Origin of the sequence: Aedoeadaptatus acetigenes (assembly GCF_025566985.1) — a bacterium.
In the GTDB taxonomy this organism is placed as follows: domain Bacteria; phylum Bacillota; class Clostridia; order Tissierellales; family Peptoniphilaceae; genus Aedoeadaptatus; species Aedoeadaptatus acetigenes.
In genome coordinates this window covers 48,758-73,314 of the sequence record NZ_JAOQJD010000001.1, presented here as the reverse complement: position 1 = coordinate 73,314, position 24,557 = coordinate 48,758, and the positions used below count along the sequence as shown (strand labels likewise).

Below are 24,557 nucleotides of genomic sequence, written 5' to 3'. Positions count from 1 at the left end.
CAAGCATGAGTATAGGCACAGGACTGATCAGCCTGGCGGTGGGATGGATCCTCGCCATGATCGGCGGGAAAGTATTCATTCCCATGTTAAAAAGATTACACGCAGGACAAGAAATTCGCGAAGACGGACCCCAAAGCCACCTGTCCAAGGCGGGAACGCCCACCATCGGCGGCGTGATTTTTCTCACGGCGGCCCTCATCGGGACGCTTCTTACGAAAAACATGACCTACGAAGTGGCCATCCTTTTCATTTCCACCTTGGGCTTCGGCCTTGTGGGCTTTGTCGACGACTACCTGAAAGTAGTAAACAAGAGGAACCTGGGCTTTACGGCGCTGCAAAAGCTTTTGGCCCAAATCTTCATCGCCGTCCTCCTGTACTTTCTCATTCTTCGTTCCGATAATCTCACCACCGCCGTGCTCTTGCCGGGCACCATGCGGCCGGTGGATTTCGGCATGTTCTTTATTCCCTTTATTATTTTCGTCGTCGTGGGCACGGTCAACTCCGTGAACTTAACCGACGGCTTGGACGGCCTGTCCTCGACGGTGACGACGATCGTTCTTTTGTTTTTCGCCGTGGTGAGCGCAAAAATGGGTCGCTCATCCATTGCGCTCTTTTGCATGACGTTGGCCGGCGGCCTCTTGGGATTTTTGTTTTACAACAAATACCCGGCCAAGGTTTTTATGGGCGATACGGGCTCCTTGGCCTTGGGCGGCGCCGTGGTGGCCATCGCCATTCTGTTGAATCTGCCCCTGCTCCTTCCCATTTGCGGCGGCATCTACTTCATCGAAACCCTGTCCGTTATTTTGCAAGTCATCTCCTTTAAAACGAGGGGAAAGCGAATTTTTCTTATGAGCCCCATTCATCACCATTTCGAGCAGAAGGGGATGAGGGAAGTACAAATCGTCGCCATGTTTGCGGCAGTAGAACTGATCCTCTGCATCATAAGTTACTTCTTGATTTTTTAGGAGCGTGTCATGAAAAATAAGAAAATATTGATTTACGGATTAGGTACCACAGGGTTAAGCGCCATCGATGCCTTAAAGGAGGACAACTCCCTTTACGTCTACGACGACAACAAAAGCCGCGTGGATTTGATCGAAGAAGAATTGCCCTTTTACGATGGCGAAGACGTGGATTTTGTCGTAAAGAGCCCCGGGATTCCACTGGATAGCGGCCTCTTGCCGGAGCTGGCGGAAAAAGACGTACCGATTATTTCCGATATCGAGGTGGCCTACCTTCTGAGCGACTGCGAAAACTTCATCGCCATTACGGGCACCAACGGAAAAACCACCACCACGGATCTCTTATACCATCTCTTAATCGACGGCGGAAAAGTCGCCTATGTGGGCGGCAACATCGGCGTCGGCGTCTTGCCTTTGGCGAAGCGGGCCAAAAAAGACGATTACTTAGTTATCGAATGTTCCAGTTTTCAGCTGGAAACCACCTTGGAATTTCGGCCGAAAGTGGCGATTTTAACCAATGTGACGGAAGATCATTTGGATCACCATAAATCCGTGGAAGCTTACAGAAAGAGCAAGGAAAAGGTCTTTGCCAATCAAAGGGATGAGGACGTACTTATCTTAAACATCGACGATCCCTACTTGGCCATGATCGGCGAAGAAGCGGATCATGCCCTGGTGGTAAGCACCACCCCCGTTCAACAAGACGGCGCCTACAAGGATCAAGACGCCCTGTATCTGTCCTACAAAGGGGAAAAAGTCTTTCTCATGAATCGCAGCGACATGCTCCTCGTGGGGGATCACAATGTCAGAAACGCCCTGGAGGCGGCCCTTTGCGCCTATGTCCTCGGTGTGGACGTGGCATCCATTAAAAACACCCTGATGAATTACCGGGGCGTCAGCCACCGCATGGAATTCGTGGACACCTTTAACGGCGTGGACTACTACAACGACTCCAAGGGAACCAATCCCGATTCCACGGACGTGGCCCTGGCAAGCTTATCGAAGCCCATTCACTTGCTGGCCGGCGGCTTCGACAAGGGTAGTGATTTTAAATCTCTTTTTGAAAAACACGCACAAGCCATCGCCTGCCTCTATGTGTACGGCGCGACGAAGGCGATTATCAAAGAAGAAGCCTTGGAAGCCGGCGTAAAAGAAGTGAAGGAATTCGAAACCATGAAAGAAGCCGCGGAAGCGGCCATGGATCGCGCCGTGGCGGGAGAAGCTGTGTTGCTTTCCCCGGCATGCGCCTCTTGGGATCAATTCCCCAACTACGAAGTGCGAGGCGACGAATTTAAACAGATCGTAAGGGAGAGATGGAGCTGATTAATTCATGGAACGAATCCGAAAATACGCTGATCCGCCCCTACTTATCGCCATCGTCCTGCTTTTGATCATCGGCGTCTTTATGGTGGCGTCCTCCTCCTTTACCGCAGGCCTCGCCGAATACGGAAAGGGCACCCATTTCTTGGAGCGCCACATAATTTTTCTTCTCATCGGCGTCGTGGCGGCGGGAGTCGGCTATGTACTCCCTCTAAAGGTATTTCAGCGCCTGGCCTTTCCCATGTGGGCATTGAGCATGGTGCTTTGTGCCGCCCTTTACACCCGTCTGGGCGTGAATGTCAACGGCGCCACTCGCTGGCTCGCCATTCCCGGGACGAAAATTCAGTTTATGCCGGCGGATATTTTAAAATACGCATCGATTTTTTACACGGCGAACCTCTGCGTCATCCATCGGGGGAAAAAGAAAAAAGGCGGTTTTCTTCCCATTGTGATCGTCATCGGGCTCTCTGTGGGTATCGTCATGAACGAAGACTTTTCATCGGCCATGGTCATCGCCATCAGCCTTTTGGGGATGTTCTTCATCTCCGGCATGAACTTCACCGAGTTTGTAAGCATACTGACCATGGGCATCGCCTTTATGTACGTCTTCGTCTTTCGCGTGGCATACCGCATGAAACGGCTCACATCCTTTATCAATCCATTCGACGACATCGGCAATACGGACTGGCAGCTTGCCCATTCCCTTTACGCCATCGGCACGGGATCGGTGACGGGCATCGGGTATTTTCGATCCCACGAAGTTTTCGATCGCCTGCCGGAAGCGTATAACGACTTTATCTTTGCCGTCATCGGCGAGGAATTCGGATTTATCGGCACCACGGTAGTCATCGCCCTCTTCGCCTTGTTTATTCAGCGGGGATTTTTGACGGCCTTAAAACAAAACAGCCTCTACGAAAAACTCATCGCCACGGGGATTTTTCTCTCCATCGGCTTTCAGGCCTTTTTCAATATGGGCGTCGCCGTGGGGATTTTGCCCGTTACAGGGATTACCCTGCCCTTTATTTCATTCGGGGGCACGGCCCTTATATTCGTCATGGGCATGAGCGGCATCCTTCTTAGATTATCGAGAAAAGGAGAATCAAAGTGAAAGTTATCTTGTCCGGCGGCGGAACCGGCGGTCACATTTATCCGGCCCTCGCCATAAAAGAAGCCATGGAAAAGAAAGACGAAAGCATCGAATTTCTGTACGTGGGGAAAAAAGACAGCATGGAAGAAGAGCTGGCGGCTAAATACGATATTCCCTTCGCGCCGGTGCACATTCAAGGCCTGCCCAGAAAGAAAATCAATAAAGAATCCATTATGACCATGGTGGAATTGCTCCACGGCCTTCGGGATGCAGGAAAGATTTTAAGAGACTTCCGTCCCGACGTAGTGGTGGGCACGGGAGGCTACGTCTGCGCCCCCATCGTGCTGAAGGCACAGAACATGGGCATTAAGACGGCGATTCAGGAACAAAACGCCTACCCGGGAAAAACCAATCGCCTTCTCGGCAAGCGCGTGGATTTAATCGCATACAGCTTTAAAGAAGCGGAAAAATATTTCCCCGAACATACGAAAAAGATCTTTACGGGCAATCCCATTCGCGCCTCCTTCGAAAAAATCGACGAAGAGACCGGAAGAGAAGCTGTGGGATACAATTCGGACAAGCCCTTGGTGCTCTCCTTCGGCGGCAGCGGAGGGCAGGAATCCACCAACGAAGCCGTCCTCGAAATTATGAAAAAACACGAGCATCTAAACTTCCATCTGGTACACATTACGGGAAAAGAACATTACGACGACTTTATCCGTCGCATGCCCGTGGTGGATACGGAATCCTACACCCTATTGGATTATTCCCACCAAATCCCCGAGTACCTGGCCGTAGCCGATTTGGTGGTCGCTTCTTCATCCGCCATGACTTTGGCAGAGATAAGCGCCATGCACCTGCCGTCCATATTAATTCCTAAAGCCTACACGGCGGGAAATCACCAGTTTCATAACGCCATGAGCTACAAAGAACAAGACGCCGCCGAGGTCATCGAGGAAGATGAACTGACGGGCCACGTGCTTTTTTTGGCCATCGAAGCCCTTTTGGACGACGAAGATAAGCGGCGGGAAATGGGCGCCAAGGCCTATCAAATGGTAAACACCAAAGGCACCGACACCATTGCCGAGGCGATTTTAGGACTTGTGACGCCATGAAGCCCGAAAATACGAAAAAGCGGCCGCGTCGCAAAAAAAAGCTTCAAAAAAAATACCGAAACCGGCGCATCGCCTTTCTTTTGATTGTGGCCATGGTCTTGGGAGGCGGCCTCTTCGCCTTTAACAATCTCACGGCCATGAAAGATGTGGAGGTCTCGGGAACCAAGGCCGTGAGCAAAAATACCGTGGTGAAAATCGCCAGGGAGTCCATGGGAAAAAGCTATTTTCGCATGAACAAATCCCGGCTGAAAAATCGCCTGGAGCAAATGCCCTATGTAAAAGAAGCGCGAATCGGCCTCAGCTTTCCCCACACCCTTTCCATCGCCATCGACGAAGAAATCCCCTTCGCTCAGCTTTACAGCGGCGAGGGCTACATCCTCGTCAACGAAGACTTCCGCGCCCTGGAAATCACCCGCTCCTACGATCCCAATCTGCCTAAGATCACTGGCGTGGTGACCGACGGCGTGCGCCCGGGTCAGGTGGCGTTTAAAAGTACGGGCAACGACAAAAAGATTCATATGATCAAGACCCTGTTCGCTTCGGAAATAAAAAAAGACATCCACACCGTGTCCATTTTGGATCGTGGCATGCGCGTGGCCTTTTCCGACGGAACCCTGGTGCATATTTCCAGTTTCGACGACGGGGAATACAAGACGAAGCAACTGGAAGAGATCCGCAAGGAGATGAAGGCGAAAAACGAAGCCTATCGGGAGATCTACTTGGATCAAGGGGATCATCCGGTGGCCGTGAAGCCCTCGTCCTTAGACGACGAAGCGTCCGATGAAAACGAAAACGGTATGGAAGCTTCAAAGGACAATGAAAAGAAGAGTGAGAAGACAAACGAGACCGGAAAAATGAAAAAAACCACAGAGGACAGTGCCGAGACGAAGGAGAAGAAGACGGAGACGCAAGAGGCCTCAAATACCGCTGATTAAGGTCGATGGAGCTGTTAAGGTATCTTGACTTGTTCGCTATTTGTCTATAAAATAGAATCAATTGATATGATCTAAAAGGGCCATTGTGCGCGACTAGGAGGAGTAATATGTTGGATTTTGATATGGATCACGAAGAATTTGCAAAAATAAAAGTAGCCGGCATCGGCGGCGGCGGAAACAATGCCGTCAACCGCATGATCAATGCAGGGGTTAAGGGCGTCGAATTTGTTGCCGTCAACACGGATCGCCAAGCCCTTAAAAATTCCCTGGCCGAAACGAAAATTCAAATCGGCGAAAAGGTAACCAAGGGATTAGGCGCCGGAGCCAATCCCGAAATCGGCGAACAATCCGCCGAAGAAAGCCTCGATGAAATCAGAGAAGCCCTACAAGGCGCGGATATGGTCTTTATTACGGCAGGCATGGGCGGCGGTACCGGTACCGGTGCGGCGCCGATTATCGCCGATGTAGCCAGAGACCTCGGCGCATTAACCGTCGGTGTCGTTACACGTCCCTTCTCCTTTGAAGGCGCTCGCCGTATGAAACAAGCGGAAAAAGGGATCGATGCCTTAAAAGGCAAGGTCGACACCTTGGTTATTATTCCCAACGACCGCCTCTTCAGTATTTCCGATAAGAAGACCACCTTCTCCCAAGCTTTCCAAATGGCGGACGAGATTTTAAAACAAGGAATCCAAGGGATTTCCGAATTAATCAGCGTTCCCAATGTCATTAACTTAGACTTCGCCGACGTGAAGACCGTTATGCACGACAAGGGCATCGCACACATGGGCATCGGCTACGCCTCCGGCGACGATCGCGCCACGGAAGCGGCAAGAAACGCTGTGGAAAGCCCGCTCTTGGAAACGTCCATCGAAGGCGCAAAATCCGTTCTCTTAAATATTACGGCAGGCAACGACCTGGGTATGTTTGAAATGAACGAAGCCGCCGACTTGATTCGCTCCACCGTCGACGAAGAAGCCAACATTATTTTCGGCGCCGGCATCGACGAATCCTTAAAGGACCAAGTAAAGATCACGGTTATCGCTACGGAGTTCGGCGACGACCGAGACGATCAACCGAAAAAAACAGGCAAGAACTTTGTCGGATCAGGCGACGATAAAAAAGAAGAAAAAACAGGATCCGCCAAGAAAAATAAGGATGATGAGTTAAATATCCCGGATTTTCTTCGCAGAATGAGATAAGAGATTTTTGACGTATCCTTCAGGATACGTCTTTTCTCGTTTAGGAGGTGAATCATGCGCTGTCCCTATTGTCAACATCAAGAATCGAAAGTCGTCGACTCTCGCCCCACGGAAGAAGGCGCATCCATTCGGCGCAGGCGCCAATGCATGGCCTGCGGCAGGCGATTCACGACCTACGAACAGGTGGAAGTGGTGCCCATGACCGTAAAGAAAAAAAGCGGGGGCATCGAAGTCTTCGACCGAAATAAAATATTAAAAGGGCTGATTAAATCATGCGAAAAGCGGCCCGTTTCCCTGGAAGCCATGGAAAAGGCCGTGGACGATATTGAAATGACCCTCGAAGCGAAAATGGTGAAGCAGATCTCCTCGGAAGAGATCGGCGAAATGATTTTGGATCGCCTGAAGGATTTAGACGAGGTGGCCTACGTCCGCTTCGCCTCCGTGTATCGCCGCTTCCAGGATATCGACAGCTTTATGGCGGAGCTGGAAGAGCTACGCAAAAAGAAGACGGACTGATTGTTATGGATTTGTTTTCATTTCAAGCGGAAAATCATTTGGAAAAAAGCGCGCCCCTCGCCCAGCGCATGCGCCCCGAAACCCTTGAGGATTACGTGGGCCAAAAACACGTCATCGGCCCGGGAAAATACATTCACCGGCTCATGGCATCGGGCTTTATGCCCTCCCTTCTTTTTTACGGGCCGCCGGGCATCGGAAAGACCACCTTGGCCGAGATTATGGCAAAGGATTCCCATCGGGCCTTCGTGCCCCTAAGTGCCGTTACGAGCAATGTAAAGGAGCTCAGGAAGGTGCTGGAAGAGGCGGAAGACCGCCTGGGCGCACAGGGCCGGGAGACGATTTTATTTTTAGATGAAATCCACCGCTTTAATAAATCCCAACAAGACGTATTGCTTCCTTATGTGGAAAAGGGCAAGATCATTTTAATGGGGGCCACCACGGAAAATCCCTATTTTTACGTGAACGGCGCCTTGCTTTCCAGACTGCAGGTGGTGCAGCTCTATCCCTTGGACGACGAGGCGATAAGAGAGCTTTTGATGCGTGCCTTACATGACGAGGAGAAAGGCTACGGCAAAGACGACGTAATCTTCGAGGCAGGCGCCATGGAGCGGCTCATCGACTTGAGTCACGGCGACGGAAGATACGCCCTGAATCTTTTAGAGATCGTGGTTTTAAGCACGCCTCAAGATGCAGACGGACGCATTTTAATTACGACGCAGGATTTGGCCGACGCGTCCATGACGAACAATCAGGCCTATGACCGGGACGGAAACAATCACTACGATACGATTTCCGCCTTTATAAAATCCATTCGCGGCTCGGATCCCGACGCAGCCATTTATTACATGGCGAAGATGCTGGATCGAGGCGAAGAGCCGGAGTACATCGCCCGGCGCATGATTATTTCCGCATCGGAAGATATTTCCAATGCGGATCCCCACGCACTAAACTTGGCTGTGGCTTGTTTCGAGGCCCTTCGAATCATCGGTATGCCCGAGGGGCGAATCCCCTTGGCCCAGACGGCGGCCTATTTGGCCTCGGCGCCGAAGAGCAATCGGAGCTACCTCGCCATCGGGGAAGCCATGAGCGATGTAAAAAAAGGCGTGGGCTCCGTGATCCCGCCTTACTTACGAGATCAGCATCAGCCAATGGACGCGCACGAGGGCTATCGCTACCCCCACGACTACCCATCGGGTTATGTGCCCCAGCGGTACCTGCCCTTGGATATGAACGAAAAAACTTACTATCGACCGACGGACAGGGGCTACGAAAAGAAGCTCGCCGCGTATTTAAGAGAGATCAAACAGGAGGATACCAGTGGAAATTCGTGAAGTGTTAGAAAATTATAAAGACTACTTAGGCCAAGATTTGGTGTTGGAAGGTTGGGTAAAGACCTCCAGAGATTCGAAGAATTTCGGCTTTATCCAACTGTCCGACGGCAGCGGCTTCGCCGGCATTCAAGTGGTTTATGAATCGGATATCGAAAACTTTAAGGAAATCGCCAAGTACCCCATTTACAGCTCCATTCGCGTGGAAGGGGAATTGGTGGAAAGTCCGGGGGCGAAACAACCCATCGAAATTCACGCGAAAAAAATTACGCCGGAACACTTGGCCGAAAGCGACTATCCTCTGCAAAAGAAGCGCCATACTTTTGAATACCTCAGGACCAAGGCCCACCTGCGTCCCCGCACCAATACCTTCCAAGCGGTGTTCCGCGTGCGCAGCTTAATTGCCTTTGCCGTCCACGAGTTCTTCCAAAAACGCCGCTTCGTCTACGTTCACACCCCGATCATTACGGCCAGTGACGCCGAAGGGGCGGGAGAAATGTTCCAAGTTACCACCTTGGATCTGAACAATCCCCCGAAAGGCGACGACGGCAAGGTGGACTTCAGTCAAGACTTCTTCGGCAAGCACACGAATCTTACCGTCAGCGGTCAGTTGCAAGGGGAAGCCTTCGCCACGGCCTTCAGAAACATCTACACCTTCGGCCCCACCTTCCGCGCCGAAAACTCCAACACTCAACGCCACGCGGCGGAATTTTGGATGATCGAGCCGGAAATGGCCTTCGCCGATCTGGAAGACAATATGAACGTTGCGGAAGACATGCTTAAGTACATTATTCGCTACGTCTTCGAACACGCGCCCCAAGAAATGGAATTTTTCAATTCCTTTATCGACAAGGGCCTCATCGACCGCCTGCAAAACGTCGTGAACTCGGAATTCGTGCGGATCACCTACACGGAAGCCATCGATATCTTGGAAAAGAGCGGCCACGAATTTAAGTACCCGGTGAGCTGGGGCATCGACCTGCAAACGGAACACGAACGCTACATTACGGAAGAAGTCTACAAAAAACCTGTCTTTATCGTGGACTACCCGAAAGAAATCAAGGCTTTCTACATGCGCGAAAACGAAGACAAAAAGACCGTCGCCGCCATGGACCTCTTGGTGCCCGGCATCGGCGAAATTATCGGCGGCAGCCAACGGGAAGAGAGGATGGATGTACTCGTCGAAAAATTAAAGGATTTCGGTTTAGACGAAGAAAGCTACAGCTGGTACATGGACCTTCGCCGTTACGGCAGCGTAGTTCACTCCGGCTATGGGTTGGGATTTGAGCGAGCCGTTATGTACATTACCGGCATGAAAAACATCCGCGACGTGATTCCCTTCCCGCGGACCGTCGGCAATGCAGAGTTTTAGAAAGGCGTTTACGATGAAAAATTATGATCCGAAAGTCATCGAGAAGAAATGGCAAGATTTTTGGGACGAACACGAGACCTATAAGGCCGTCGTCGAACCCGGAAAGAAAAAGTTTTATCCCTTAGTCGAGTTTCCCTATCCCTCGGGACAAGGGCTTCACGTCGGCCACCCGCGCCCCTATACGGCCCTGGACATTGTAGCCAGAAAGCGCCGCTACGAAGGCGAAAACGTCATTTTCACCATGGGCTGGGACGCCTTCGGTTTGCCTACGGAAAACTACGCCATTAAAAATAAAATTCATCCCCGTGTCGTCACGGAAAAAAACATCGCCAATTTTAAAAAGCAATTAAAGAGCCTGGGCTTCAGCTTCGATTGGTCGCGAGAAATCAACACCACCGATCCGAAATACTACCGCTGGACCCAATGGATCTTCCTGCAACTCTTTAAACGCGGCCTCGCTTACAAGGAAGAAATGCCCGTCAACTGGTGCCCCTCCTGTAAAATAGGTCTGGCCAACGAAGAAGTCGTCGGCGGCAAATGCGAACGCTGTGGGGCGGAAGTAAAGCACAGACGCATTAGCCAATGGATGTTAAAGATTACCGCCTATGCCGATCGCCTTTTGGAAGGATTAGATCACGTCGACTTCATCGAACCCGTAAAGATCCAACAACGGAACTGGATCGGCAAGAGCGTCGGTGCGGAAATTCATTTTGAAGTGAAAGATACGGACACGGTACTGAACGTATTTACCACCCGCCCCGATACCTTGTTCGGCGCCACCTACATGGTCGTTGCACCGGAACATCCCATTGTAAAAGACCACCGCGACATGATTAAAAACATCGACGAAGTGGACGCCTACATTGCGGAAGTGGAAAAGAAATCGGATTTCGAGCGTACGGAGCTTTCCAAAGAAAAAACCGGCGTGGCACTTGAAGGCCTTTGGGGCCTGAATCCGGCCAACGGCAAGGAGATTCCCATTTGGATTTCCGATTACGTCTTAATGACCTACGGCACCGGCGCCATTATGTCCGTGCCCGCCCACGATGAGCGCGACTGGGAATTTGCAAAGAAATTCGACCTGCCCATCGTCCCCGTTATCGACGGCGGAAATGTGGAAGAAGCGGCCTATGTGGACATTCATGCGGGCCACATGATCAATTCCGACTTCCTCGACGGCATGGAAGTGGAAGATGCCATTCAAAAAATGATCGAGTGGATTACGGAAAAAGGCCTGGGCAATCGCCAAACCAATTATAAATTGCGCGACTGGGTCTTCTCGAGACAACGTTACTGGGGCGAACCGATCCCCCTCGTTCACTGCGACGACTGCGGATGGGTGCCGATCCCCGAAGAAGAGCTGCCTTTGGAACTGCCCGAAGTGGAAAATTACGAGCCCACTGACAACGGCCAATCGCCCTTAGCGGCTGTCGAAGAGTGGGTCCACACCACTTGCCCGAAATGCGGCAAGCCCGCCATGCGCGAAACGGATACCATGCCAAACTGGGCCGGGAGCAGCTGGTACTACCTGCGCTACACCGATCCCAATAACGACGAGGCCTTGGCAGGAAAAGACGCTCTGGAATACTTTATGCCCGTGGATTGGTATAACGGCGGCATGGAACACACCACCCTTCACCTGCTCTACTCCCGCTTCTGGCATAAATTCCTCTACGACATCGGCGTCGTCAATACGGAAGAGCCCTATCAAAAGCGGACGAGTCACGGCATGATCTTAGGCGAAGACGGCGGCAAAATGAGTAAGAGCCGCGGCAATGTCATCAATCCCGACGACATCGTCAACCTCTACGGTGCCGATACGTTGAGAACCTATGAAATGTTTATCGGCGACTTCGAAAAATCCGTGCCCTGGTCCGACAATGGCGTCAAAGGCTGCCGCCGCTTCCTGGAAAGGGTATGGAACCTGGCGGAAAATGTTCAACCGGGAGATGCATATAGAAAAGAGACGGAAGTCTTTATGCATCAAACCATTCAAAAAGTCGGCTACGACTACGAACACTTAAAAGCCAACACGGCCATCGCCCAATTGATGAGCGCCGTGAATCTCTTCCAAAAGGTCGGCGTCAATACGGCGGAATTTAAAACCTTCCTCATTCTCTTAAATCCCGTGGCACCTCACATTACGGAAGAGCTTTGGGATATGTGCAAACTGGGCGGCTACCTGTGCGAACAAAGCTGGCCCACCTTCGACGAAGAAAAAACCATCGAAGATGTCATCGAAGTGCCCGTTCAATTCAACGGCAAAGTGCGCTATAAAATCACCTTACCCAGAGAGGCAACGAAAGAAGAAGCCTTCGAAGCCATGCACAATGACGAAAACTTCGCCAAACAAACGGAAGGCAAAACCGTAGTAAAGGAAATCTATGTTCCGGGCAAGATTTTGAATGTTGTTGTCAAGTAGTTTGACAGGACGAAGTGAATAGGGTATCTTATTCATAGAAAACAACTCGGAATTAAGGAGGTGAAGACATGAAGTTATCGACCAGAGGTCGTTACGGCCTCATGGCCATGTACCATTTAGCCGAAAATTACGGCAAAGGCCCTCTTTCGGTGAATTACATCGCCGAGGCGGAAGGCCTTAGCGTGGCCTATTTGGAACAATTGTTTTCACGCTTGAAAAAACGGAACTTAGTTGAAAGCATTCGCGGCGCCCAAGGGGGCTATGTATTGGCCTCGCCGCCGGAAGACATCGCCATCGGCGACGTCATCGCGGCCCTCGAAGGAGAAATGGCTTTTTCCTGTTGCACAAGCGATGAGGAAATCAACTGCGACCGAGGCGTGGCCTGCTCGGCCAAATCTATTTTGGATCGCATTCAAGACGAAGTCGACGGCGTATTAAATTCCATGTCCCTTGCGGATATGAGGTAGCCTATGAATCAATTTGATTCCTTCTTTAATGTGGTGACGCCGAATTTTCTCGTGGTCATCCGGGGCATCTTGCTTATTCTGCTCATCGCATTAAGCGTTTACTATCTCATAAACATCGGAAACCAGTACATCGACAAGAGTCGGCGCATTCACGTGGACTTGAAAGTCGTCGGCTTCATCCTCTTGGGAATTTTGGCACTGATCGCCCTGCGCTACGTGTTTTCAAAATTTCCCGTCTTACGAACGGCCCTGGCGGCCCTCGTGATCTCCATGATCCTCGCCTACATTATCAATCCGCTTGTGAACTATTTGGAGACGAAACGAATCCCGAGGCGCTTCGGCGTCTTGATCGTCTACGTGGGTTTTATTCTCGTGTTGGTTCTCCTCTTTGTCGTGGTTCTTCCGAAAACAATCGAAGAGCTGAGAAACCTCTTTGTGGCTCTGCCGCAGTGGCTAAACGAGTTGAACGCCCGCATACTGGATGCTTCCGATCAGATCGAAAAGATGACGAATCTGGATATGAAGCGGATTATGTCCAGCGGACAGAAACAGGTGGAATCCTATTTAAATGCCGTGGAAAACAACCTGCTGGATCAGGTGCGCTCTATGGCAAGCGGCATGTACGCCGCCTTGGGCCGCATGGTCACCTTTGTTTTGGTTTTGATTCTTACCTACTACTTTACCGTGGATAAAAACCGGATAAAGGTAAAAATGTACAAGGCCATTCCCTCAAATTACCGTTCGGACATCCTCTATTTGGCCGGCGAAATCAATTCGGCCATGATGGAATTTGTGAAAGGGAAATTGCTCCTCGCCTTTATCGTCGGTCTCATGACCATGTTGATGCTCTTTATTTTAGGCGTGAACTTCGCCGTGGCCATCGGCCTTATTACCATGATCGCCGACATCATTCCATACATCGGCCCCTTTTTGGCCTTTGTCCCCGCCTTTTTCTTCTCCTTTATGGATTCCTGGACAAAGGCCCTGTGGGTGTCGGTGCTCTTCGTCTTTCTGCAATGGGCGGAAAACAATCTGTTTGCCCCGAAAATTTTGGGCAAGCGCACCGGCCTTCACCCGGCCATCGTGCTCTTGTGTATCTTTATCGGCGGCGGCACCTTCGGCGTCATCGGCATGATCCTGTCCGTGCCCATATTCTCCATTTTAGTGATTATCAAAAACTTCATCGCCATGAAGTTAAGAGACGGCAAGCGAAGAAAAGAAGAATTAAGAAAAGTGCAATGAGCGGCGGTTTACCTGCCGCTTATTTCTTTTTCTCAAGTGCCGAATCAGTGCAAGAAAATTGACTTTCGGTCCATGCGACTTTATAATTTTATACAGAGACTATACAAATATCGGGAGGCATTATGAAACCATTGGGATTACACGAGATACGCTCGGCGTTCTTGGACTATTTTGAACAAAACGAACACTTGGCTCTGCCCAGTTTTTCCTTAGTACCCCAGGGAGACAAATCCCTGCTTCTTATCGGTGCGGGCATGGCGCCGATGAAAAAATTCTTTACAGGAGAAGCGGAACCTCCCGCACACCGCGTGTGCACCTCGCAAAAGTGCATTCGCACCGGCGACATCGAAAACGTTGGAAAGACCGACCGTCACGCCACGTTCTTTGAAATGCTCGGCAACTTTTCCTTCGGCGACTACTTTAAGCGCGAAGCCATTCATTGGGCTTGGGGCTTTTTAACCGACGTCCTGGAAATCGATCCGAACCTTCTTTGGGCTACGGTCTATTTAGACGACGACGAAGCCTACGCCATTTGGAACGAAGAAATCGGCCTGCCGAAAGAGCGCATCGTGCGCTTAGGAAAAGATGACAACTTCTGGGAACTCGCCGTCGGCCCCTCCGGCCCCTGCTCGGAGATCTACTTCGACCGCGGCGAAAAACACGGTTGCGGCGACCCGGACTGCAAGCCCGGCTGCGATTGCGACCGCTACATCGAAGTGTGGAATTTGGTCTTTACCCAATTCGATAAAGACGAAGAAGGGGAGTACCATCCACTGTCCAATCCCAATATCGATACGGGCATGGGCCTGGAGCGGATCGCATCGGTGCTTCAAGATGCCAATAATATCTTCGAAATCGACGCCATTCACGCGATTTTGGAAGACATCTGCGCCATGGCCGATTACGAATACGGCACGGACAAGAAAAAAGACGAGTCCGTCCGCGTCATTACCGACCACATTCGCGCCATTACCTTTATGATTTCCGATTCCATCGTGCCTTCCAACGAAGGCCGCGGCTATGTGGAACGGCGCCTCACCCGTCGCGCCGCCAAACACGGGCGCAATCTTGGCATCGAAGGGGCGTTTTTATACAAACTTTCAGAAAGCGTCATCGATTCGTGGAAAGTGCAGTACAAGGAACTGGACGACAATCGCGAGGTCATCGCTCGCGTCATTAAACGCGAAGAAGAGCGCTTCCTGAAGACCCTGGAAACGGGCATGAGCCTCTTAGATGAAGAAATCGAAAAATTAAATAAAGAAGGCAAGAAGGAACTTTCCGGCGCCGAAGCCTTTAAGCTTTACGACACCTACGGCTTCCCGGTGGACCTCACCCAAGAAATTCTCGCCGAATCCGGCTTCACTTTAGATGAAGCGGGCTTTGAAAAAGAAATGGAAGCCCAAAAAGTACGGGCCAGAGAAGCCCGGGACGATTCCGACGAAATCGGCTGGTCCAGCGCCTCCTCCTTCGAGTTGAACGATGTGGATGAAGCCATCGAATTCGTCGGCTACGAAACCACGGAAGTCACCGGAGCGACGCTTCTGCATATTCTCGCTGAGGGCGAAGAAGTAGAACAATTAGGCGCCGGGGAAAAGGGCCTGTTCTATTTGACACCGACGCCTTTCTACGGCGAAAGCGGCGGCCAAATCGGCGACACGGGATATATCACAGCAGACGGATTTAAAATCCGCGTGGAAGATACGCAAAAGACGAAGACCGGCCACATCTATGCCGTGGGCACGGTGGAAGAAGGCATCGCCGCTGCGGGAAAAGTCGACGCTGTCGTGGATAAAAAGCGAAGGGAAAAGATTCGCCGCAACCACTCCGTCACCCACTTGCTCCACAAGGCCCTGAAAGATCAATTAGGCGATCACGTCAATCAAGCGGGCTCCTATGTGGGTCCCGACTTTATGCGCTTCGACTTCACCCACTACGAAGGCGTATCAGACGAGGATCTTCGCGCCGTCGAAGAAGCGGTCAACGAAGCGATTTTCAAATCCATGCCCGTGAAGACGGAAATTCTTTCCTACGACGAAGCGAAAGATGCAGGCGCCGTCGGTTTATTTGAAGATAAATACGGCGACGAGGTGCGCGTCGTCTCCATGGGAGACTACTCCAAAGAACTTTGCGGCGGGACCCATGTGGACAATACGGCGCAAATCGGCCTGTTTAAAATCCTGTCGGAAAGCGGCATCTCCGCCGGCGTGCGCCGCGTAGAAACCGTGACGGGGCCTGCGGTCTATGAACTTTTAAACCGCTCCATGGGCGTAAATAAAAAAATCGCCGGTCTCTTAAAAGTTACCGACGATGTGATCATCGACAAATTGGTCCAACACCTGGATAAGGAAAAAGGTCTGGAAAAAGAACTGTCGAAACTCCACGCCGATATGGCCAAGAGCAAAATGGCCGAAGAAGTGGGCGATGTGGAATCCATCGCGGGCATCCATGTCATTCGCGGCCACTTTACCGACGTCGCCGTGGAAGATCTCAGGAACATGGCAGAAAAACTTCGCGACAAAGAAAATGCCCTGATCGTCTTATCCACTGTTTCAGGCGGCAAAGTCAACTTCGTCTGCGCTTCGCCGAAAAACCTCATCGAAAAAGGTTTTAAAGCCGGCGACATCGTGCGCGAAGTAGCGAAATTTGCCGGCGGCGGCGGTGGCGGTCGTCCGGACATGGCTACGGCCGGTGCGAAAGATGCCGGTAAAGTGGAAGAGGCCATGGCCCGAGTAAAAGATATTGTAAATGCCATAGGAAACTAATGTCGGCCGGTGGAATTTGTGGTATAATGCTCCTATGGAGGAGATTATATGGACAATAATCAGTTTGAAACGCATATCTTCGAAAAAACCAATGGCGACAGCGAGAAAATCCGCAAGGGAATTACCACTGTTTTTCATGCGTTAGAAGACAAGGGATACGATCCGATCGATCAAATTATTGGCTATATACTATCCGGAGATCCCACCTATATAACCAGCCACTTAGACGCGCGCAGTATCATTCAATCCATTGAACGTGACGAACTTCTGTCAGAGTTACTGACATTCTATTTAAAGGAAGATTAGAGATGGGCTTGGGCTCATCTCTATTCTGTTTTTAGGAGCGATTTATGGCAGTTTTAGGAAAAACGGGGATCGAAGTGTCGCCACTGTGCTACGGCTCGTTGACATTTTCGAGATTTCAGGCGAATTTGCCCTTAAAAAAAGGCACGGAACTATTGGTTTATGCCCACGAAAAGGGTATCAACTTTATAGATACGGCGGAAATCTACGATAATTACGCCTACATTCACGGGGCGATTAAAGAACTCGGGCGTGAGGAATGGGTGATTACATCCAAGGCCTACTGCTACGACGAAAAGACGGCCGATGCAAGCGTAAAAAAAGCGCTGAAGGAATTGGACACGGACTACATCGACATTTTCATGTTGCACGAACAGGAATCCCTCCTGACTCTAAAGGGGCACAAGGGCGCATTGAACCGCCTGGTGGAATTAAAAGAGGCGGGATACATTCGCGCCATCGGCATTTCCACCCATTTTATCGGTTGCGTTAATGCCACGGCTCTTTTCCCCGAGATCGAGGTGATCCATCCCATCATCAATCGACGAGGCGTGGGGATTCAAGACGGCACGCCGGAGGAAATGCTCAATGCCATCGAACAGAGACACAAAAAGGGCATCGGCATCTATTCCATGAAAGCCCTGGGCGGCGGCCACTTAATCGCCGAAAACAGAGCGTCTTTAAAGTGGATTTCATCCATCGACTGCATCGACTCGACCGCAATCGGCATGCAGTCCAAGGAAGAAATTGACTACAACGCGGATCTTTTTTTGCGTGGCGAAGAAAACGAGCGTGCCCTGGAGGATGTATCGAAAAAGAAGCGGAAGCTGATTATCGGCGATTACTGTATCGGTTGCGGCAGTTGCGAAAGGCGCTGCAAACAAGATGCCATTCACGTAGAAGACGGCCGTGCCGTGGTGAACGACAAGTGCATTTTGTGCGGTTACTGCGCCACAGTCTGCCCCGAATTTTGCATTAAAGTGATTTAAAATGAAACGATTGTTAGGATTGGATATTGGAAACAAGACCATCGGTGTCAGCGTCTCCGATCCTTTGGGCATCACGGCCCAAGGGGTGACGACGATTATTCGGGCATCGAAGGCGGAAGATGCAGCGGCGCTCAAGGCGCTGATCGACAAGTACGACGTTGAAAAGCTGATCGTCGGGTTGCCGAAAAACATGAACAACACTTTGGGCTTTCAGGCGAAAAGGACCATGAATTACGCCGACTACTTGAAGGAGGCGTTGGGCATGGAAATTATTTATGTGGACGAACGACTGACCACATCTAGTGCCGAAGCGGTACTTATGCAAGGTGGCGTTCGAAGAGAAAACAGAAAAAAACACGTGGACAAATTGGCGGCCGTATTGATCCTTCAAACCTACTTGGATCAATTGCCTCTTTAGGCGAAGGGCCTTTATTTGTCGTGTTTTAGGCGATCAGCGATAGTAACGAATATAGGTGGTATCCCATGGACAATACATTTAAAGAGTTTTTGCAAGAAAAAGGCTATAAGTTTACCAAACAGCGTCAGGTAGTTATGGAAGTTTTTGCCGAAAGAGAAGGCGAACACATGACGACAGAAGAAGTGTTTCATTACGCCGGCAAGAAAATGCCCGAAATCGGTATCGCCACCGTTTATCGCGCCGTGAGCCTCTTGGAATCCATCGGCTTTTTAACGGCACTTACCTTCGAAGACGGCACGACGCGCTACGAACGTCGCCTCGAAGACGAAAAGCATAAGCACCACCACTTGGTCTGTAATGTCTGCCACGAAATTACGGAAGTCAATGTGGATTTACTGGACGATTTAGAAGAAGAAATAGAAAAAACCGTGCACTTTCACATTACCGATCATAATTTAAAATTCTACGGCATTTGTGACAAGTGCAGTCGCAAAAAAGAAGGAGAGGCCAATGAAGTATAAAGAGAAGCTTCGCATCATTCCCTTAGGCGGGATGCGCGAAGTGGGAAAGAACATGACCGTCATCGAATACAAGGACGAGATTATCGTCGTCGATTGCGGCATGACCTTTCCCGAAGACGATATGCCGGGCATCGACATCGTCATCCCGGACATTCAGTATTTAATTAAGAACAAGCAAAAAATCAAGGGCATCGTCATTACCCACGGCCACGAAGACCATATCGGCGCCGTGCCCTATGTGTTGAAACAGATCAATGTGCCCGTGTACGGAACCAAATTGACCTTGGCCCTGTTGGAAAACAAATTAAAGGAACACCGCCTCCTGCGCTCCACGAAAATGGTGAACGTGAGCTACAAGCAGCCGGTAAAAATCGGCAAGTTCTTTGAAGTGGAATGGGTGCAAGTGAACCACTCCATTCCCGATGCGGCTGCTTTGGCCATTACCACGCCTCTGGGTGTGTTGGTTCACTCCGGGGACTTTAAAGTGGACTTTACGCCGATATCCGGCGATCCCATCGACTTAAATCGCTTGGCCGAAATCGGAAACCGCGGCGTCCTGGCCCTGTTCAGCGAATCCACCAATGTGCTTCGGGAAGGCTTTTCCATGAGCGAGCGCAAGGTCGGCGCCACCTTCGACCGTCTCTTCGCCCTCATGCGCAACAACCGAATTATTATCGCCACTTTCGCCTCCAATGTGTACCGGATCCAACAGATCATTACGGCGGCGGAACGCTACAATCGGAAAGTGGTATTAAGCGGCCGAAGCATGTTGAATGTCATGGGCATTGCGGAAAATTTAGGCTATTTAAAAGTAAAGCCCAACACCATCGTGGACATTAAGGACATGAACAAATACAATCCCCGCCAATTGGTTTTAATTACCACGGGGAGCCAAGGCGAGCCCATGAGCGCCATGACCCGGATTTCCACCGGCGAGCACAAGCGCATTCAGCTCACCAAAGACGACGTGATTATTCTCTCCGCCCATCCGATTCCCGGAAACGAAAGCGCGGTGAACACGGTCATCAATCGCCTTTTAGACAAGGGCGTCCGCGTCATCTACGAATCCTTATCGGAAATCCACGTTTCCGGCCACGCCTATCAAGAAGAGCACAAGCTTCTCTTGAATCTCTTAAAGCCCAAATTCTTTATCCCGATTCACGGGGAAGTTAAGCACTTATTGAAACACGCGGAAGTGGCGCAAAAGATGGGCGTTCCCAAGAACAATATTTTCATGATGGACAACGGCAACTGCCTGGAAATGACCAAGACCGAGGCCCGTCGCGTAAAAGATGTGGAAGCGGGACAAGTGTTAATCGACGGCTTGGGCATCGGCGATGTGGGAAACATCGTGCTTCGGGACAGAAAGCACCTTGCCGAAGACGGCTTGATCATCGCCATTATTGCCATGAACAAAAAAACCGGCCAAATGGTTTCCGGTCCGGACATTATTTCCAGAGGCTTCGTTTACGTTCGCGAATCCACGGATTTGATGAACGAAGTGCGTGACATGGTGACGAAATCCGTGGAAAATTGCAAGCGTCAAAACATCAAGGATTGGTCTTCGATTAAATCGCAAATTCGCGACGATTTAAGAAACTTCATCTTCAAGAAGACGCGAAGAAATCCCATGATCCTGCCCATCATTATGGATGTATAATAGCCGGTTTAACCGGCTTTTTTCTCATGCATGTAACAGAACCGTTTATCGAAGACTATTTGGCGCAGCTTTTTCCCGAGCCCGCCGGTTATTTGAAGGATTTGCGCGCCTTCGCCGAAGCCGAGGGCGTGCCCATTATCGACGCGCAGGTGGAAAATTTTTTGAATTTCTTTCTGCCGCTTCTGGGGGCGAAAAGCATTTTGGAACTGGGGACGGCGGTGGGCTATTCCGCCTCCATGATGGCGCGGGCGTTGCCCGATGCGGAAATTACCACGGTGGAACTGGATCCCGACCGGGCCGTTAACGCCCGCACCCATTTTCAAAATCAACATTTGGAAGACAGGATTCACCTCGTCGTCGCAGACGCCGCGGAATTTATTCAAAAGGACGAGGGCAGCTACGATTTTATATTTATCGATGCGGCCAAGGGGCAATACGAGATCTATCTGAGAGAAAGTTTGCGCCGACTGGCCCCCGGAGGCGTCATCCTCATGGACAATGTGCTCTTTCACGGCATGCTCGCGTCAAAGAAATTATTTAAGCGCCGTAAAATCACCATCGTGAAAAGACTGAAACGCCTCTTGTACCGGGTGCTCCGTGCGGATAATTTATCGGCCACGGTGTTGCCCGTCGGCGACGGATTGTTGTTAATAAGGAGATTGGATGGATAAGATAGAACTTTTGGCACCGGCAGGGGATTTGGAAAAATTAAAAACCGCCATCGACTACGGAGCCGATGCGGTCTACTTAGGGGGAGAAGCCTTCGGCCTGAGAAAGGCGTCGAAAAACTTTTCCGTTGAAAAAATTAAAGAAGGCGTCGAATATGCCCATGCTCGGGGAAGAAAAGTCCATGTGACCTTAAATATTATTCCCCACGACAAGGATTTCGACGGGCTGGACGACTACCTCTGCGAATTGGAAGAAGCGGGAGTGGACGCGGTGATCGTCGCCGATCCGGGCATCTTTATGCGGGTGAAAAAGGCGTCGAAACTGCCCATTCACATGAGCACCCAGGGGAGTTTGACCAATAGCGAAACCGTGCGCTTTTGGCGGGACTTGGGCGCCGAGCGGGTGGTGCTCGCCAGGGAACTCACCTTGGACGAGATCCGCGCCATTGAAAAAGACGTAGAGGGCGTAGAAATCGAAACCTTCGTTCACGGCGCCATGTGCATGAGTTACAGCGGCCGCTGCCTTATGAGCAATTACATGACGGGGCGCGACGCCAATCAAGGGGACTGCGCTCAGCCCTGTCGCTACAAGTACCATCTCGTGGAAGAGAATCGCCCGGGCGAGTACTTCCCCGTCGAATCCACGGAAGAGGGAAGTTTTATTTTAAACTCTAAGGACCTCTGCATGATCGAGCACATCGACGAATTAATTGAGGCGGGGATTCGGTCCCTTAAGATCGAAGGACGGGTGAAAAGTGCCTATTACCTGGCCACGGTGATTCGTGCCTACCGCATGGCCATCGACGCCTATTACGCCGATCCGAAAAACTACCGCTACGATCCCCGCTGGCTCGAAGAGATAAAAAAAGTATCCCACAGGGACTTCACCACGGGCTTTTACTATTCCGAAGCCAAGGGACCCGAGGGCATCAGCGATTCCGTGACCTACATCAAAGATTACGACTTCGTCGGCGTCGTATTGGACTACGATCCCCAAACGAAGCGAGCCACCATCGAGCAGCGAAATCGAATTTTCCGCGGCGACGAAGTGGAAATCTTCGGACCGGGGAAAGATTTCTTCACATGGACCATCGACGACATGGCGGATGAGGAAGGCGCGCCCATCGAGGTGGCCAATAAAGCCCGGCAGGTATTTACCGCAACCGTGCCTCAAGCGGTGGAAGCGAAGGATATGATTCGAAAGAAGGTGCAGGATTGAAACCAATCTTAATCGGCATTTGCGGTGGATCGGGAAGCGGCAAGAGCACCGTCACCGAGCAGTTGTTGAAAAACACCGGCGGCGCCCGCTGCACGGTGATTCGTCAGGACAATTACTACAAGGATCAAAGCCATTTGTCTCCCGAAGAGCGGGTGAAGACCAATTACGACCACCCCTTTGCCTTTGACAACGATCTGTTTATCGAGCATCTCATGGCTTTAAAGTCGGGCAAAAGCGTGGATATGCCGGAGTACGATTTTTCCGTGCACAATCGCAAAAAAGAGACGATCCGCCTGGAGCCTAAGGACATCATCTTAATCGAAGGGATCTTGCTTTTCTCCGAGCCTCGGGTCTTGGATCTCTTGGACATGAAGATTTTCGTGGACACGGACAGCGACGTGCGCATCCTTCGCCGAATCAAGCGGGACATGAAGGAGCGGGCACGCAGCTTGGATTCGGTCATCGATCAGTACATGGCCACGGTGCGGCCGGCCCATTTGCAATTTGTAGAGCCGTCGAAGCGCTACGCCGACATTATCGTTCCGGAAGGGGGCCACAACAAAGTGGCGGTGGATTTAATTCAAACGAAACTGAATCATATCCTGGCCGAAATAGAAAAAGCTTGACACGCGCCCGGGGATTTGATACACTATTCGAGCATGAAGAAGAAGTCCGCTTCTCACCTTACGACTACGTTTTAAGGTTATGTTCCAGTTTTATGGCGGGTCTTTGTGTGCCCGCTTTTTTTGTTGCCTATGGAGGTGTTTAGTCATTAAAGAAATTCAAATCAATGGAGAAATTCGCGCGAAAGAAGTGCGCTTAATTGATCCCGAAGGCGAACAGTTAGGTATTGTATCCATTGAAAAAGCAAGAGCTATTGCTGACGAATTTAAATTGGATCTCGTCAATATTGCGCCGAAGGCGAAGCCGCCGGTCTGTCGCGTTCTTGACTACGGAAAGTATCGCTACGATATGATGAAGAAGGAAAAGGAAGCGAAGAAGAAACAAAAGACGATTACGGTAAAAGAGCTCCGCTTGACGCCGAAAATCGAGACCCATGATTTAAACACGAAGGCCAATAAAGCCAAGGATTTCTTGAAAGACGGAAACCGCTTAAAGGTCGCCGTCCGCTTCCGCGGAAGAGAAATGGGTCACACCGAAATCGGCCGCGAAGTCTTGGATGAATTTACGGAACTTGTCTCGGAATACGGGGAAGTAGACAAAAAACCGAAGATGGAAGGCAGAAACATGGTTATGTTTTTCCGCTCGAAATCGGAGAATAAGTAGGAGGAATACGATGGGTAAAATGAAAACGCATAGAGGTTCCGCCAAGCGTTTCACCAGAACGGGAACCGGCAAATTAAGAAGATTCAAAGCTTACAAAGGCCACTTAACGGGCAAAAAGACAGCAAAGAGAACGCGGAATCTGCGTAAAGGATCGTTGGTTTCAAAGTCCGATGCTCGCCGCATCGACAACATGATTCCGTAATCGGGGAGGTAAGACATGGCTAGAGTAAAAAGAGGCGTCAACGCAAAGCGTCGTCATAAAAAAGTATTAAAACAAGCAAAGGGCTACTTCGGAGCAAAATCGAAATTATACCGCGTAGCAAACCAAGCGGTTATGCGCTCCATGAGCTATTCCTTTGCTGGCAGAAAGCAAAGGAAGAGAGATTTCCGTAAACTTTGGATTACGAGAATCAATGCCGCCGCACGTTTGAACGGCATGAGCTACAGCCGCTTTATCAGTGGATTAAAAAAGGCCAATGTAGACATTAACCGCAAGGTTCTTTCCGAATTGGCAATTCACGACCCGGATGCATTTGCACAACTCGTTCAAGTAGCTAAGGGAGAATAAGCGCTACACCCCATGGGGATACTCCCTGTGGGGTGTATTTTATTTTAGGAGCAGAGCGTGAAATTACCAAATCGTCTTCAGAAAAAAATTTCCCATAACCCGCCCTTTGTCCTGGCAATTTCCTTTTTGGTTTTAATTTCAATCGGAACATTGCTTTTAATGCTTCCTCAAGCGTCGGCGAATCACACATCGGCAGG

At 50.6% G+C, this 24,557-nt stretch carries 24 protein-coding genes; all 24 read left to right on the top strand.

Annotated elements, in window-relative coordinates; genetic code table 11:
* Positions 1-5: 5 nt before the first annotated feature.
* The 24 genes from mraY (at position 6) to rplT (ending at position 24,360) form a co-directional block, all read left to right on the top strand.
* On the top strand, positions 6-965 hold the full coding sequence (mraY, locus tag OCV31_RS00395; RefSeq protein ID WP_148471537.1) for a phospho-N-acetylmuramoyl-pentapeptide-transferase: 960 nt from the start codon (positions 6-8) through the stop codon (positions 963-965).
* A 9-nt stretch (positions 966-974) separates the two neighbouring features.
* Positions 975-2,285: a UDP-N-acetylmuramoyl-L-alanine--D-glutamate ligase gene (gene murD / locus OCV31_RS00390; protein WP_148471535.1), complete on the top strand. Its 1,311-nt coding sequence runs from the start codon at positions 975-977 to the stop codon at positions 2,283-2,285.
* Between the two features lie 7 nt (positions 2,286-2,292).
* Entirely contained in the window at positions 2,293-3,390 is a 1,098-nt protein-coding gene (locus tag OCV31_RS00385; RefSeq protein WP_148471533.1) for an FtsW/RodA/SpoVE family cell cycle protein, read from the top strand.
* Positions 3,387-4,484, top strand: a complete 1,098-nt coding sequence (gene murG / locus OCV31_RS00380; RefSeq protein ID WP_148471531.1) for an undecaprenyldiphospho-muramoylpentapeptide beta-N-acetylglucosaminyltransferase — start codon at positions 3,387-3,389, stop codon at positions 4,482-4,484. Before OCV31_RS00385 ends, murG begins: the two co-directional genes overlap by 4 nt.
* Positions 4,481-5,419, top strand: coding sequence for a cell division protein FtsQ/DivIB (locus tag OCV31_RS00375; RefSeq protein WP_148471529.1), 939 nt, complete (start codon positions 4,481-4,483; stop codon positions 5,417-5,419). Before murG ends, OCV31_RS00375 begins: the two co-directional genes overlap by 4 nt.
* Positions 5,420-5,526: 107 nt before the next feature.
* Positions 5,527-6,618 (top strand): cell division protein FtsZ, encoded by a 1,092-nt coding sequence (gene ftsZ / locus OCV31_RS00370; RefSeq protein ID WP_148471527.1) that lies wholly within the window; start codon positions 5,527-5,529, stop codon positions 6,616-6,618.
* 54 nt (positions 6,619-6,672) lie between these two features.
* On the top strand, positions 6,673-7,134 hold the full coding sequence (gene nrdR / locus OCV31_RS00365) for a transcriptional regulator NrdR (protein ID WP_148471525.1): 462 nt from the start codon (positions 6,673-6,675) through the stop codon (positions 7,132-7,134).
* A gap of 5 nt (positions 7,135-7,139) precedes the next feature.
* Positions 7,140-8,465: a replication-associated recombination protein A gene (locus OCV31_RS00360; protein WP_148471523.1), complete on the top strand. Its 1,326-nt coding sequence runs from the start codon at positions 7,140-7,142 to the stop codon at positions 8,463-8,465.
* On the top strand, positions 8,446-9,834 hold the full coding sequence (gene asnS / locus OCV31_RS00355; protein ID WP_148471521.1) for an asparagine--tRNA ligase: 1,389 nt from the start codon (positions 8,446-8,448) through the stop codon (positions 9,832-9,834). The genes OCV31_RS00360 and asnS overlap by 20 nt, the downstream gene beginning before the upstream one ends.
* Before the next feature lie 13 nt (positions 9,835-9,847).
* Entirely contained in the window at positions 9,848-12,256 is a 2,409-nt protein-coding gene (gene leuS / locus OCV31_RS00350) for a leucine--tRNA ligase (protein ID WP_148471519.1), read from the top strand.
* Between the two features lie 68 nt (positions 12,257-12,324).
* Positions 12,325-12,723: an RrF2 family transcriptional regulator gene (locus OCV31_RS00345; protein WP_148471517.1), complete on the top strand. Its 399-nt coding sequence runs from the start codon at positions 12,325-12,327 to the stop codon at positions 12,721-12,723.
* Between the two features lie 3 nt (positions 12,724-12,726).
* Positions 12,727-13,965, top strand: a complete 1,239-nt coding sequence (locus OCV31_RS00340; protein ID WP_148471515.1) for an AI-2E family transporter — start codon at positions 12,727-12,729, stop codon at positions 13,963-13,965.
* A 122-nt stretch (positions 13,966-14,087) separates the two neighbouring features.
* Positions 14,088-16,727 (top strand): alanine--tRNA ligase, encoded by a 2,640-nt coding sequence (gene alaS / locus OCV31_RS00335; protein ID WP_267303706.1) that lies wholly within the window; start codon positions 14,088-14,090, stop codon positions 16,725-16,727.
* 48 nt (positions 16,728-16,775) lie between these two features.
* Positions 16,776-17,033, top strand: coding sequence for an IreB family regulatory phosphoprotein (locus tag OCV31_RS00330; protein ID WP_148471511.1), 258 nt, complete (start codon positions 16,776-16,778; stop codon positions 17,031-17,033).
* Positions 17,034-17,077: 44 nt separating this feature from the next.
* Positions 17,078-18,019 (top strand): aldo/keto reductase, encoded by a 942-nt coding sequence (locus OCV31_RS00325; protein ID WP_148471509.1) that lies wholly within the window; start codon positions 17,078-17,080, stop codon positions 18,017-18,019.
* A gap of 1 nt (position 18,020) precedes the next feature.
* Positions 18,021-18,437: a Holliday junction resolvase RuvX gene (ruvX, locus tag OCV31_RS00320; RefSeq protein ID WP_108830783.1), complete on the top strand. Its 417-nt coding sequence runs from the start codon at positions 18,021-18,023 to the stop codon at positions 18,435-18,437.
* Between the two features lie 65 nt (positions 18,438-18,502).
* Entirely contained in the window at positions 18,503-18,958 is a 456-nt protein-coding gene (locus OCV31_RS00315; protein WP_108830782.1) for a Fur family transcriptional regulator, read from the top strand.
* Complete coding sequence (locus OCV31_RS00310; RefSeq protein WP_148471506.1) at positions 18,948-20,618, top strand: ribonuclease J; 1,671 nt, start codon at positions 18,948-18,950, stop codon at positions 20,616-20,618. Before OCV31_RS00315 ends, OCV31_RS00310 begins: the two co-directional genes overlap by 11 nt.
* A 26-nt stretch (positions 20,619-20,644) precedes the next feature.
* Positions 20,645-21,289: an O-methyltransferase gene (locus OCV31_RS00305; RefSeq protein ID WP_148471504.1), complete on the top strand. Its 645-nt coding sequence runs from the start codon at positions 20,645-20,647 to the stop codon at positions 21,287-21,289.
* Entirely contained in the window at positions 21,282-22,505 is a 1,224-nt protein-coding gene (locus OCV31_RS00300; protein ID WP_148471502.1) for a peptidase U32 family protein, read from the top strand. Before OCV31_RS00305 ends, OCV31_RS00300 begins: the two co-directional genes overlap by 8 nt.
* Positions 22,502-23,131, top strand: coding sequence for a uridine kinase (gene udk / locus OCV31_RS00295; protein WP_148471500.1), 630 nt, complete (start codon positions 22,502-22,504; stop codon positions 23,129-23,131). Before OCV31_RS00300 ends, udk begins: the two co-directional genes overlap by 4 nt.
* 79 nt (positions 23,132-23,210) lie before the next feature.
* Entirely contained in the window at positions 23,211-23,792 is a 582-nt protein-coding gene (gene infC / locus OCV31_RS00290) for a translation initiation factor IF-3 (protein ID WP_108830777.1), read from the top strand.
* A 10-nt stretch (positions 23,793-23,802) separates the two neighbouring features.
* On the top strand, positions 23,803-23,994 hold the full coding sequence (gene rpmI / locus OCV31_RS00285; protein WP_108830776.1) for a 50S ribosomal protein L35: 192 nt from the start codon (positions 23,803-23,805) through the stop codon (positions 23,992-23,994).
* A gap of 15 nt (positions 23,995-24,009) precedes the next feature.
* Positions 24,010-24,360, top strand: coding sequence for a 50S ribosomal protein L20 (gene rplT / locus OCV31_RS00280; RefSeq protein ID WP_108830775.1), 351 nt, complete (start codon positions 24,010-24,012; stop codon positions 24,358-24,360).
* Positions 24,361-24,557: the final 197 nt, after the last annotated feature.

Coding starts and splice junctions, on each gene's coding strand:
- OCV31_RS00325 (WP_148471509.1), top strand. CDS start 17,078: ATGGCAGTTTTAGGAAAAACGGGGATCGAAGTGTCGCCACTGTGCTAC.
- OCV31_RS00315 (WP_108830782.1), top strand. CDS start 18,503: ATGGACAATACATTTAAAGAGTTTTTGCAAGAAAAAGGCTATAAGTTT.
- alaS (WP_267303706.1), top strand. CDS start 14,088: ATGAAACCATTGGGATTACACGAGATACGCTCGGCGTTCTTGGACTAT.
- murD (WP_148471535.1), top strand. CDS start 975: ATGAAAAATAAGAAAATATTGATTTACGGATTAGGTACCACAGGGTTA.
- rpmI (WP_108830776.1), top strand. CDS start 23,803: ATGGGTAAAATGAAAACGCATAGAGGTTCCGCCAAGCGTTTCACCAGA.
- ruvX (WP_108830783.1), top strand. CDS start 18,021: ATGAAACGATTGTTAGGATTGGATATTGGAAACAAGACCATCGGTGTC.
- OCV31_RS00305 (WP_148471504.1), top strand. CDS start 20,645: ATGCATGTAACAGAACCGTTTATCGAAGACTATTTGGCGCAGCTTTTT.
- leuS (WP_148471519.1), top strand. CDS start 9,848: ATGAAAAATTATGATCCGAAAGTCATCGAGAAGAAATGGCAAGATTTT.
- infC (WP_108830777.1), top strand. CDS start 23,211: ATGTTCCAGTTTTATGGCGGGTCTTTGTGTGCCCGCTTTTTTTGTTGC.
- OCV31_RS00310 (WP_148471506.1), top strand. CDS start 18,948: ATGAAGTATAAAGAGAAGCTTCGCATCATTCCCTTAGGCGGGATGCGC.
- OCV31_RS00300 (WP_148471502.1), top strand. CDS start 21,282: ATGGATAAGATAGAACTTTTGGCACCGGCAGGGGATTTGGAAAAATTA.
- OCV31_RS00345 (WP_148471517.1), top strand. CDS start 12,325: ATGAAGTTATCGACCAGAGGTCGTTACGGCCTCATGGCCATGTACCAT.
- mraY (WP_148471537.1), top strand. CDS start 6: ATGAGTATAGGCACAGGACTGATCAGCCTGGCGGTGGGATGGATCCTC.
- OCV31_RS00385 (WP_148471533.1), top strand. CDS start 2,293: ATGGAACGAATCCGAAAATACGCTGATCCGCCCCTACTTATCGCCATC.
- OCV31_RS00375 (WP_148471529.1), top strand. CDS start 4,481: ATGAAGCCCGAAAATACGAAAAAGCGGCCGCGTCGCAAAAAAAAGCTT.
- OCV31_RS00360 (WP_148471523.1), top strand. CDS start 7,140: ATGGATTTGTTTTCATTTCAAGCGGAAAATCATTTGGAAAAAAGCGCG.
- nrdR (WP_148471525.1), top strand. CDS start 6,673: ATGCGCTGTCCCTATTGTCAACATCAAGAATCGAAAGTCGTCGACTCT.
- ftsZ (WP_148471527.1), top strand. CDS start 5,527: ATGTTGGATTTTGATATGGATCACGAAGAATTTGCAAAAATAAAAGTA.
- rplT (WP_108830775.1), top strand. CDS start 24,010: ATGGCTAGAGTAAAAAGAGGCGTCAACGCAAAGCGTCGTCATAAAAAA.
- OCV31_RS00330 (WP_148471511.1), top strand. CDS start 16,776: ATGGACAATAATCAGTTTGAAACGCATATCTTCGAAAAAACCAATGGC.
- OCV31_RS00340 (WP_148471515.1), top strand. CDS start 12,727: ATGAATCAATTTGATTCCTTCTTTAATGTGGTGACGCCGAATTTTCTC.